This window comes from Aeromonas sp. HMWF017 (assembly GCF_003061465.1).
Classification (GTDB): domain Bacteria; phylum Pseudomonadota; class Gammaproteobacteria; order Enterobacterales; family Aeromonadaceae; genus Aeromonas; species Aeromonas veronii.
In genome coordinates, this window is the sequence record NZ_QAJD01000171.1 from 1 (window position 1) to 11,759 (window position 11,759).

The 11,759-nt window shown below is 60.4% G+C and carries 9 protein-coding genes; 5 read left to right on the forward strand and 4 right to left on the reverse strand.

The annotated features are described in order from the left end of the window. The 3 genes from DBR30_RS19120 to DBR30_RS19130 all read left to right on the forward strand — a co-directional run. The coding region (locus DBR30_RS19120) for a sensor domain-containing phosphodiesterase (protein WP_108588480.1) at window positions 1-2,492 on the forward strand (2,492 nt) is incomplete at its 5' end. Between the two features lie 65 nt (window positions 2,493-2,557). Beyond that, window positions 2,558-3,355: a pyruvate formate lyase 1-activating protein gene (pflA, locus tag DBR30_RS19125; protein ID WP_005333994.1), complete on the forward strand. Its 798-nt coding sequence runs from the start codon at window positions 2,558-2,560 to the stop codon at window positions 3,353-3,355. A gap of 87 nt (window positions 3,356-3,442) precedes the next feature. Then, entirely contained in the window at window positions 3,443-4,084 is a 642-nt protein-coding gene (locus DBR30_RS19130; RefSeq protein WP_108541272.1) for an energy-coupling factor ABC transporter permease, read from the forward strand. Between the two features lie 84 nt (window positions 4,085-4,168). Here DBR30_RS19130 and DBR30_RS19135 read toward each other — a convergent pair whose 3' ends face one another. Then, on the reverse strand, window positions 4,169-5,461 hold the full coding sequence (locus DBR30_RS19135; protein ID WP_076492161.1) for an NAD(P)/FAD-dependent oxidoreductase: 1,293 nt from the start codon (window positions 5,459-5,461) through the stop codon (window positions 4,169-4,171). 74 nt (window positions 5,462-5,535) lie between these two features. Continuing rightward, window positions 5,536-6,075: an alpha/beta hydrolase YcfP gene (gene ycfP / locus DBR30_RS19140; RefSeq protein WP_005334000.1), complete on the reverse strand. Its 540-nt coding sequence runs from the start codon at window positions 6,073-6,075 to the stop codon at window positions 5,536-5,538. Between the two features lie 505 nt (window positions 6,076-6,580). On the opposite strand from ycfP, the gene DBR30_RS19145 reads away from it, so the two are divergent. Beyond that, window positions 6,581-7,987, forward strand: a complete 1,407-nt coding sequence (locus tag DBR30_RS19145) for a nucleobase:cation symporter-2 family protein (protein ID WP_108541273.1) — start codon at window positions 6,581-6,583, stop codon at window positions 7,985-7,987. 61 nt (window positions 7,988-8,048) lie between these two features. Here DBR30_RS19145 and DBR30_RS19150 read toward each other — a convergent pair whose 3' ends face one another. Together DBR30_RS19150 and DBR30_RS19155 are read right to left on the reverse strand one after the other, a co-directional pair. Further along, entirely contained in the window at window positions 8,049-9,845 is a 1,797-nt protein-coding gene (locus DBR30_RS19150) for a M3 family oligoendopeptidase (protein WP_181363631.1), read from the reverse strand. A gap of 123 nt (window positions 9,846-9,968) precedes the next feature. Beyond that, on the reverse strand, window positions 9,969-10,889 hold the full coding sequence (locus DBR30_RS19155; RefSeq protein ID WP_108541275.1) for a DUF808 domain-containing protein: 921 nt from the start codon (window positions 10,887-10,889) through the stop codon (window positions 9,969-9,971). A gap of 249 nt (window positions 10,890-11,138) precedes the next feature. Here DBR30_RS19155 and DBR30_RS19165 point away from each other — a divergent pair, with 249 nt between their 5' ends. Then, window positions 11,139-11,741, forward strand: coding sequence for a DUF924 family protein (locus DBR30_RS19165; protein WP_108588481.1), 603 nt, complete (start codon window positions 11,139-11,141; stop codon window positions 11,739-11,741). Window positions 11,742-11,759 lie beyond the last annotated feature (18 nt).

An 11,759-nucleotide genomic window follows, 5' to 3' on the forward strand; every position in this document is an offset into this window, starting at 1 on the left:
ACGGCGATCTCGGCAGCGAGCAACTCACCCCGGTGTTCACCCTGGGGGTCGAGGCGCTCTACCCCATTCGTGGTGACAGCCGCTATATCCGCGCCCTGCGTACCCGCAAAGCGTTGAGTTTCTCGGAGGCCGCCCACCAGCCGATGCTGAGCAATCACCTCTATCTGACCAGTGCCGGTGTGCGCTCACGCCTTGATGGTGCCCTGCTGGAGCAGGACAAGCTGTTCGGGGTGCTGAGTCTGGAGTATCTCGATCCCACCCCGCTTAGCGAGGAGATGTTGCAGCTGGTGCGCAGCAGCGCCCAGCTGCTCGGCCACTGGCAACCGCAACCGGAAGAGCACCGCGCCGAGCTGGCCCTCCCGCCCGAACTGCACCAGCAGACCGGCATCGACTACTGCAAGACGCTGGTAAGCTGGGCCATGAGCGCCAGCGGTGCCCGGGTGGGCTGGATCGGCGAGTTCCAACCCCGCGGCCAGGATCTCTGGATCATCCCCCGCTGCGTCATCAACGAGGAGATCTGCTCCACCCTCAAGCCCATCCAGCTCGACCCCGGCCCCGCTCAGGAGCTGTTCCAGCACGGTCAGGCCATCTATGTGGAAGATCTGCCCGTGCGCTATCCCAAGGCGACCCGGCTGCTGGCCCTCAATGCCAGCGCCTACATCGGCATTCCGCTCCATGGCCAGAGCGGCGCCCCCATTGGCCAGATCACCCTGCTGCTCGATACCCCTCTTGAGGAGCCCGAGCAGCTGCTGGATCTGTTGAGCAGCCAGCACGAGCGGGCAGCCATCGAGCTCAAGCGCCTCGCCACCGACGATGCCCTGCGGCTGGCCGAGGTAGCCTTTAATACCCACGATGGGCTGATCGTGATGGATCACAACGGCATCATCCTCAAGGTCAACCACTCCTTCAGCCGGATCACCGGATTTGGCGAGGTAGAGGTGATCGGTCACTCCATTCGCAAGCTGCGTCCCACCTACTACGGGGATCATCTCAAGGAGGATGTCAGCCGCACCGTCAACGAGCAGGAGTTCTGGCTCGGGGAAGAGCGCTGCCTGCACAAGGATGGTCACCTCTTTCCAGTGCGCTTGATGGTGAACGGCGTCAAGGATGAGCAGGGGGAGCTCAGCCACTTCATCTGCAGCTTCTACGACATCACCCAGGAAAAAGAGGCGGCCAGACATATCGAGCAGCTCGCCTACTACGACGATCTCTGCGGTCTGCACAACCGCCGCAGCCTCAACCATATTTTGCAGCAGACCCTGAGCGCCCCCAACGACCAGTGGGGCGCCCTGCTGCTGGTGGATCTCGACAACTTCAAGTCGATCAACGACTCTCTCGGTCACGCCTGCGGCGATCTGCTGCTGCAGGCCGTGGTGCAGCGTTTCAGGGAGCTGCCCCAGGACAATCTGGTGCAGGCGCGCATCTCGGGGGATGAGTTTGCCCTGCTCTTTACCCAGCTGGGACAAGGCGAGGTCACCGCCAAAATTCTGGCAGAGCACTTCGCCCGCGAGCTGATGGGGCTGTTTCGCACTCCGTTTGACATCGGCGATCACAAGCTGCACTGCAGCGCCTCGGTGGGGATCAGCCTCTTCTCCGGCAACGAGACGGATCATCTGGTCCTGATGCAACAGGCCGACACCGCAACCCACATGGCCAAGCGCGCCGGTCAGGGCCACTACGTCTTCTTTACCGAGGCGATGGCCCAGCATGAGAAGAACCGGCTGACCCTCACCAATGAGCTGCGCGATGCCCTTCGTCACCACGAGCTGCAACTCCACTATCAACCGCAATACCGAGTCGACAATGGCTCGCTGTCGGGTATCGAGGCGCTGCTGCGCTGGCAGCGCAGCGACGGCACCATGGTGCCGCCCGGGGAGTTTATCCCCATCGCCGAAGAGACCAGCCTGATCCTCGAGATCGGCTACTGGGTGATGAAGACCGCCTGTGCCCAATACAGCTTCTGGCTCAGCCGTGGCCTGCAGATCCCCCATCTGTCGGTCAACGTCAGTGCCCGCCAGTTCCACACCCAGGGCTTCGTACAACAGGTGGAGTACATCTTGTGCGATACCGGTGTGCCCCCCTCCCGCCTGCTGTTGGAGGTGACCGAATCGGTAGTATTGGAGAATCGGCAGGAGAGTATCGCCAGAATGCGCCAGCTCAAGGAGCTCGGCATCCTCATCTCCATCGATGACTTCGGCACCGGCTACTCGTCGCTGGCCTATCTGCGGGATCTGCCCGCCGACGAGGTGAAGCTGGACAGAAGCTTCATTCAGACCCTTGTACACAGCGAACAGGACAGAGCCATCGTCAAGGCGATACTCGATCTGGCCCAGGTCTTCCGTTTTACCGTCACCGCCGAAGGGGTGGAAGAGGAGGCGCAGCTGGCCATCCTCAAAGCGCTGGGATGCCAGCATTATCAAGGGTTTCTCACCAGTCGGCCGCTCACCGTCAAGGGGCTGGAGCAGCAGCTTGGCAGCCGGGCGCCGGACTAAAGGTGTAGGATCAATAGGGGTTTATGTAATAAAATAACGGCCTGCTCGAATCGTTGGAGTTGTTTATGTCTGTCATTAATCGGATCCCAGCCGTTGAAATCAGCCAGCCAGCCGGAGCTCACGGCACCGTTGGCCGGATCCATTCCGTCGAAACCTGCGGCACTGTCGATGGCCCGGGAATACGCTTTATCGTATTCATGCAAGGCTGCCTGATGCGCTGCAAGTACTGCCACAACCGCGATACCTGGGATACCGAAGGTGGCCGCGAAGTGACCGTACCGGAGTTGATGAGTGACATCACCAGCTATCGCCACTTCATGAATGCCTCCGGCGGTGGCGTGACAGCGTCCGGCGGTGAAGCCATGCTGCAACCGGCTTTCATTACCGAACTCTTTACCGCCTGCAAAGAGAAAGGGATCCACACCTGTCTCGACACCAACGGCTTCGTCCGTCATCTCGACGAACAGGTGGACAAGCTGCTCGACCAGACCGATCTGGTGCTGCTCGACATCAAACAGATCAATGACGAGAAACACATTCCGCTGACCCACGTCAGCAACAGATACACCCTGGAGTTTGCCCGCTATCTGGCAGCCAAAGGCAAGACCATGTGGATCCGCTACGTGGTGGTACCGACCTGGAGCGATGACGACGAGAGCGCCGAAGGGCTGGGTCAGTTCATCGCCGAGCTGGGCGAGAGCGTGGAAAAGGTGGAGCTGCTCCCCTACCATGAGCTGGGCAAACACAAGTGGGACGTGCTGGGAGACCCGTACGAGCTGAGCGGGATCAAGCCCCCCAGCAAGGAGACCATGGAACGGGTCAAGGGCATCCTCGGCAAGTACCACAACAACGTCAAATATTGATGGTAAAAGCAGGCTGACTCGTCAGCCTGCTCTGCTATGGGCGGTCGGGAAGGCCGCCCGGACTCTACTGCATGAATGGATGACAAGATGAGTGAAGGACAACTCGCCGCCCTCCTGATCTGGCTGGTACTGCTGGCCTTCAGCCTGCGCCGCTCCCTGTGGCAGACCCTCCATGACAACCCCCTCTATCAGCACCTGCTGCTGGGCAGCGCCATCGCGCTGGTGCCGCTCTGGTATCTAAGGGCCGGTCTGCATGAGGGGCTGGAGGTCCATTTTCTCGGGCTCACCTCCCTCACCCTGCTGCTGGGCTGGCGGCTGGCGTTGCTAGCCCCCTGTCTGACCCTGCTGGTGCTCAGTTACTTCGGTGTCACCAATCTTGCCGATTTTGGCTGGCAAGCGCTGGTGGGCATCGCCCTGCCGGTAGCCACCAGCTGGCTGCTGTTTCTGGCCAGCTGGGCCTGGCTGCCGCGCCATCTCTTTGTCTATATCTTCGTGGCCGCCTTTCTCGGCGGCGCCATCACCATCTCGGTCAAGGTGGCCGCCAGTGCGTTGCTGATGGGGCTAAGTGACAGCTACCCCTGGCACACCATCACGGCGGATTACCTCTCCATCTGGCCACTGCTGCTGTTCCCCGAAGCTCTGCTCAACGGCATGGCGATGACGGTGCTGGCCATCTACCGCCCTCACTGGGTCAATACCTTCTTCGACCGTACCTATCTGGGCAAGTAACGCTCTCTTTCCTGATCTGCGCCCATAAAAAAGGAGAGGCCATCGCCTCTCCTTTTGGTATTCCGAATTCTGTCAAACCTTGGCTTAGTGCAGCTTCAGGGTCGGGCGCAGTACCCGGTTGATGCGACCCACCAGCATGATGAGGCCGGTCTTGACATAGCCATGCAGGGCGATCTGGTGCATCCGGTAGAGGGAGATGTAAACCAGACGGGCAATGTAGCCCTCAACCATCATGGAGCCGCGCATCAGGTTGCCCATCAGGCTGCCCACGGTGGAGAAGCGGCTGAGGGACACCAGCGAACCGTGGTCGTGGTAGAGGTAGGGCTTCATCTCGCCGCCGTTCATCTTGGCCAGAATGTTCTTGAATGCCTGGCTGGCCATCTGGTGGGCAGACTGGGCGCGCGGCGGCACAAACTTGCCATCCGGCTGCGGACAGGCAGCGCAGTCACCGATAACGAAGATGTTCTCGTCACGGGTGGTCTGCAGGGTCTCTTTCACCACCAGCTGGTTGATGCGGTTGGTCTCAAGACCGGCGATATCCTTCATAAAGTCAGGCGCCTTGATGCCTGCCGCCCACACCATCAGGTCAGCTTCAATCAGCTCGCCATCCTTGGTGTGCAGACCTTCGGCAGTCGCTTCGGTGATCATGGTGGCGGTACGCACATCCACACCCAGCTTGACCAGCTCCTGATGGGCGGCGCCGCTGATGCGCTCCGGCAGAGCCGGTAGAATGCGCGGGCCCGCTTCCACCAGGGTCACCTTCAGGCTGTCGGTGGTGAGGTTCTTGAAGCCGTAGGCGTAGAGCTGCTCGACCGCGTTGTAGAGCTCGGCAGAGAGCTCGACGCCGGTGGCACCGCCGCCGACGATGGCAATCTTCACCTTGTCGCCCGGCTTATATTCGGTGGCGAACTGCAGGAAGCGGTTCATCATGCTGTTGTGGAAACGGTGCGCCTGGGAGGGGCTATCGAGGAAGATACAGTGATCCTTGATGCCCTTGGTGTTGAAGTCGTTGGAGACAGAACCGATGGCCATCACCAGATAGTCGTAGGGCAGTTCGCGCTCGTTGACCACGATGTCGCCATTGTCGTCGTGGATCGGGGCCAGCACGATGCGTTTATCGTCACGCTTGATGTCGGTCAGGGTGCCGAGCTGGAAGTCGAAACCGTGGTTCTTGGCGTGAGACTGGTAGCTCAGGGCATCGATGCCAGCATCCATGGAGCCGGTGGCCACTTCGTGCAGCAGGGGTTTCCACAGGTGGGTGCGGTTGCGATCGACCAGAGTGATCTTGGCCTTGTTCTTCTTGCCAAGCTTGCGACCCAGACTGGTGGCCAGCTCCAGGCCACCGGCGCCGCCGCCTACAACGACAATATTCATCATGATGATTTTCCTCGGTTCCTCAAAACGAAAGGGAGCCATTGGCTCCCTAAAACGAAATCGGTCGACGTGATGGATCAGGCTTCTTTGAAGGCCTTCATCCGCTGCAGATGATGCGAGATATTTTTGAACTTATGAGTCTCGCGCTCATCCCACACGATGTCGTAATAGTTCTTCAATTCACGTTCAGTGTCCCGATTATCGCGCACTTCATCCTGAACGGAAAGGATACACAGGCAGTTTCCTGAATTTTTCTTACGAAATTCAGTTACACACTTGGTACCGATATCGTCATATTCTTCCGGCCGGTCGATCTTGCCCTGCATGTTCTCTTCCGGATGGAGGTTGGGGTTGAAGATCACCTGGCGAATGCCGCACAGAAAGCCGATCCGCTCGCTCCAGTAGCCACCAAGACCCACGCCGCAGATCAGCGGTTTGGGATCGGTACTCATATCGAGCTGTTTTTTCACTTCCTTGAGCAGATGGCTCATATCATGACGGGGGTGAACCGTGCTGTAGTGCACGAAACGCACATCATCATCAATAAACTGCAACTGCAGCACTTTCTCGTGATTGCCTGGGCTGGTGGCATCAAAGCCATGCAGATAGATGATCATGGATAAGACCTCAGGATCTGTGTCGGTTTTATCGAAACTACCCCAGCGGCGGCCCCGTGCGCCACCAAAACATCCAACTTTCTTGCTTTGGATCACGCCCCCGCCCCCGATTGCGCCCTGCGGCCCGCGAGCGCCGTCACATGCAGAGGGGCACATTGCGAGCAACGTTATGGTGCCCGGCTATCAAAGTGAGATCGCCAGACCGATAATGATAAACCCCTTACCAATCTGAGATGCCCCCACCTCCTTCCCCTGCCAACAGCCGGACACTTATCTGACCGGTATGTGACTCATCCCGCAAAAACAAGGCGTTATCGCCAAACGTTTTCTCTCGTGAGCGGCATTGTGCATGTTTTGTGCACTGACCCGTGCTGCACCGGATCCCTCTCACTACTGCCGAGGGATCTGGCACCTCTGTCAATACACGAGATCAATGACCGGGAAAGCTGCGGCTTTCACTATCTTGCCTGCAGCAGTTGCACGGGCTTCAAGGAGTGATCTGTTCATGAACGAGACCAATCCCCCCTCCCCCCGACCGGGTGCGCGCAAGCGCCCGGTGGATGAAGTGGAGCGCATACTCCCCATGGGCCAACTATTTACCCTGGGCCTGCAACATGTGCTGGTGATGTACGCCGGCGCCGTGGCGGTGCCGCTGGTGATTGGCGGCAGTCTGGGGCTGCCCAAGGATCAAATCTCCTACCTTATCAGTTCGGATCTCTTCTGCTGCGGCATCGTCACCCTGCTGCAATGTGTCGGGATTGGCCGCTTTGCCGGGATCCGGCTGCCGGTCATCATGTCGGTCACCTTTGCCGCCGTGATGCCGATGCTGGCCATCGGAGCCAACCCGGATCTGGGGCTGACGGGCATCTTCGGCGCCACCATTGCAGCCGGTATCATCTCGACCCTGCTGGTGCCGCTGATAGGTAGGTTGATGCCGCTCTTCCCCACCGTAGTGACCGGAGTGGTTATCACCTCCATCGGGATCAGCATTATGCAGGTGGGGATCGACTGGATGGCGGGGGGCAAGGGTAATCCGGAATATGGCAGCCTGCGCTATATCGGCACCAGCTTCCTGGTGCTCGTCTTTATCCTGTTGGTGACCCGCTTCACCAAGGGCTTTTTCAGCAATATCTCGGTGCTGCTCGGGATCATCTTCGGTTTCGTGGTGGCCATCGCCATGGGCGAAGTAAGCTTGGATGGCCTCGGCGAGGCGGCCTGGTTTGCCCCCATAGTGCCCTTCGCCTTCGGCTGGCCCACCTTCGATCCCATCTCCATCGCCACTCTGACGGTGATCATGCTCATCACCTTTATCGAGTCGATGGGGATGTTTCTGGCCCTTGGCGACATCGTCGGCCATCCGGCCAGGCGCGGTGATATCGTGCGCGGGCTGCGGGTGGATGGCATCGGCACCATTATTGGTGGGATATTCAACAGCTTCCCCCACACCTCCTTTTCCCAGAATATCGGTCTGGTGAGCGTGACCGGGGTATCGAGTCGCTGGGTCTGCGTGATGTCGGGGGGGATCCTGCTCGCCTTTGGCCTCATCCCCAAGATGTCGGTTCTGGTCGCCTCCATCCCGCCCTTCGTGCTGGGGGGCGCCGGTATCGTGATGTTCGGTATGGTGCTGGCCACCGGCATTCGCATCCTGGCGCGCACCGATTACAACAGCAACCGCCACAACCTCTATATCGTCGCCATCAGTCTCGGAATTGGCATGATCCCGACGGTCTCCGGGAATTTTTTCCAACAGCTTCCGGCGCAGCTACAACCGCTTTTTCATAGCGGTATCCTGCTGGCCACCATCAGCTCGGTGCTGCTCAACCTCTTCTTCAACGGCTATCAGCCTGATCTGAGTCACCAGACCCGTCCTCTGTTCGTTGGTCCCATCAAACCGGAGCAGGAGCAGGCATAACAAACAGGCCCCGGACAGCGAGACTGTCCGGGGCCTGTTGTTCACATCGCCACTCAACCCATCAGGCTGGCAGCTGTTCGAAGCGTTCCACCGCCTGCGCTACCTGTGCCAGACTCCCCTGCCAGAAGGCGGCCTCACGGATATCTTGCCCCAGATGTTTCGCCACCAGATCTTCGGCGCTCATCCGGCCGGTATCGCGCAGCAAGGCGCGATACGCCTCGGCAACGCCCTCTTCCCCCGCCGCCTTGCGGCTCATCAACTGCTGATAGACCCCGAGGCTGAACAGATAACCAAACAGATAGGGGTAGTTGTAAAAGCCCAGCCCCGCAATGGAGAAGTGCGCCTTGGCCGCCCAGAACATGGGGTGATAGCGGGTCAGGCTCCCCTCATACCAGCGTCCCCACGCCTCGTCGGTGAGCGCCTTGAGCCGCTCTGCGGGCACATAGCCCTGCACTCGCTCGGCCACCAAGGCCTGCTCGAAATCGAAGCGAGCCGGGATATTGACCAGGAAGGTGGCTGCGCCATCGGCCTCCGCCCAGGCGATGGCAAGCTTCTCTTCCGGGCTTTGTGCCTGCTCGAACAGGGCGCTGCGCACCAGGGTTTCGGCAAAGATGGAGGCGGTCTCCGCCAGCGTCATGGGGTAGCTGCGCTGGCTCATCGGCAGATCGCGAATGACCCAGTTGTGCCAGGCGTGGCCCAGCTCATGGGCCAGCGTAATGACATTGTCCATGGTACCGGCATAGGTGACAAAGACCCGCGGCTCCACCGGCGCAGCAAACTTGGTGCAGTAGGCACCGGTGCGGCGATTTGGCGTAGGCGCCGCATCAATCCACCCCTTCTCGGCCATCATGCGGGCAAATTCCCCCATCTCGGGATCGAAACGGCTAAAGGCATCGGCAATCAGCGCGATCGCCTCATCAAAAGGAATGTCGCGGCTGCTGGCGGCCGGAGGCGGCGCAAAGAGATCCTCAGGCCCCAGCTCGTCGAGTCCGAGCCGCGCAGCCATCAGCCCCAGGGCGCGCTGACCCAGCCCACGGGCCCGCCAGGTTTCGCTCATCAGGGCATCGAGGGTGGCGCGCTCGATATGGCTCTGGTGGCAGGAGAGATCCAGCGCATCGAGCACACGGGTTTTGCCACGCTGACGGGCCAGCTCCAGCCGCCAGCCGTTGAGGGCATTGAGGATGGAGGCAACCGTCTCCTGCTCCCCTTCCCAACCGGCGCTGATGGCATCAAAGGCTTCCAGACGCAGGGCCCCCACCGGGCTGGAGAGCAGATTGCTCGCCTCGGCCAGCCCCATCTCGCGGCCATCAATGGTTAAGCGGATCTTGCCCACCAGATCGTTGTAGAGGTTGCCCCAAGCGTGCAAGCCATCTGTGCCAAGGCCGATCACCAGTTGCTCCGCCGCCACCGGCAGGCGCTGATCCTGTAAACGACGCTCATGGCGCAGGCGGTACGCCTCTTCACCGAGCAGCGGATCCACCATCAGCGCGGCGAATTCCTCTTCCGACAACGCCAGCATCAGATCGTCCACCGGCGCCAGCGTCTTGAACAGATCGGCATTAAGGGCGCGGGCACGGGACGCCAGCTGTTTGGCCTGCGGATCCCGCGCATCCTGACTGCCGCGACACGCCGCCAGAATGGCGACGTTCCAGCCGATATGGCGAATATCACGGGCGCGCAGCCGCACTTCCCGCAAAAAATCCTGCAGCGCAGCGTCATCGCCGCGCACCTCGTCCAGACCTGCCATATAGCTGGCCAGCTCTTCCAGCGCGTGGCGGGCTGCGCGCATGTCCGCTTCCAGCTCGGTGCTGTCGAGGCCCGGGTAGATATGGTCGTTATTCCACTGTTGTTGATACATAGCTTCTCGCAAAGGCCTTTATCGGGAGGCGCAACAGACCTGTGGGCAGCAAGTCCGAAACCGGGCAACCCGAAGGCCAAAAAATGAAGAGAGGAAAAAAGAGACAATAGCCCGCAAGCTCGCTTATCCCTTGGCCGGGGCAAGACGGCTCACCAGCGTCATCACGGCAACCAGCAGCAGACCCGCCACCACACCGGCCACGGCGTTGAGCAGGGTCGGCGTCACCGCCGCCAGTACGGCCCCTACTGTGGGCAGGGTGGCGACAACAGCGGCTGCGCCTTCAATCAGGTGATGGGCAAAAGGCCAGCCATGCACCAGAATGCCACCACCCACCATAAACATGGCAATGGTGCCGACCAGTGCCAGCAGGTGCATCAGACGAGGAGCCGTCACCAACAGTCCCTGCCCCACCGCGCGGCGCAGGGTGCTGCCATCGGGCTTGTGCAGCAGATGCAGACCGATGTCATCGAGCTTGACGATCAGCCCCACCAACCCGTAGACCCCGATGGTCATCAGCAGGGCGATGCCCGCCACTACCGAGAGCTGCAGCGCGAGGCTTGCTCCCTGTACCGTGCCAAGGGCGATGACGATGATCTCGGCAGAGAGAATAAAATCGGTGCGGATCGCTCCCTTTACCTTCTGCTGCTCGAAGGCCACCAGATCATCGGGAATAGGAGCAGTGTGTGCCTCACCTTCACTCGCCTCATGGGGCAGGAACTTGTGGGCCAGCTTCTCGGCCCCTTCAAAGCAGAGGTAGGTACCTCCCAGCATCAAGAGTGGCGTGATCAGCCAGGGCACCAGGGCACTGATGGCGATGGCGGCGGGCACCAGAATCAGCTTGTTGCGAAATGAGCCCTTGGCCACCGCCCACACCACCGGCAGCTCCCGCTCGGCACGCACTCCGGAAACCTGCTCCGCGTTGAGGGCCAGATCATCCCCCAACACCCCGGCGGTCTTCTTGGCCGCCATCTTGGTCATCAGCGCCACGTCATCAAGCACGCTGGCGATATCGTCGAGCAGAGCCAACAAACTGGTTCCGGCCATATCAAAGATTCCTTATATCAGTGAGAACAACCCCGGGAGAGAGGTGTACGTCCCGATAACCACCAAGGTCAACAGGACCACCTCATGGCGATCGCAGGCCATCATCGGCCGAGCCAAGAATCCGGTGCTCGCCATCGGGGTTACGTCTTTCGGGCAAAAGATGGCACAGTGTAACGAGAAGCCGCCGTTTCGGCAGCACCCCTGAGCCATTTGTTCCTGGTTCCCTCTGAATCACCTCAAGGAGTTCCCATGCAACCCTGGCAACCTCTGCTCGCTCTCTGGTTTGGCGACGAAGCCGATGATGTCCTGCGGGCCACACGGCAAGCCCCGCTCTGGTGGGGAAAAAACAGCAAAACGGATGCCCTGCTGGCCAGCCGCTTTGGCGAGCTGGCAGAGGCGGCAGCCAAGGGCAGTCTCGCCCACTGGGCCGATCTCCCCAGCGGTCGGCTGGCGCTGATCCTGCTGCTCGACCAGCTGCCGCGCAATATCCGTCGTGGCACGCCTGCGGCCTTTGCCCAGGATCCGCTGGCAAGGGATCTCTGCCTGAAAGGGCTATCCATCGGGGCGGACAAATCCCTCTCGCCACTGGAGCGGGTCTTCTTCTATCTGCCGCTGGAACATGCCGAATCCCGCGAACAACAGGCCAGAAGTGTGGCGCTGTTCGAGGCACTGGCTGCCGAGCAGGCTGGCACACCGGCGCAAGCAACCTTCGCGGGCTTTGCCGACTTTGCCCGCCGCCATCAGGTGATCATCGAACGCTTTGGCCGCTTCCCCCACCGCAACGACATTCTGGGTCGCACCAGCACACCGAAAGAGGCGGTATTTTTGCAGCAACCGGGCTCAGGCTTCTAAGCAAGCCATATAAAAAAG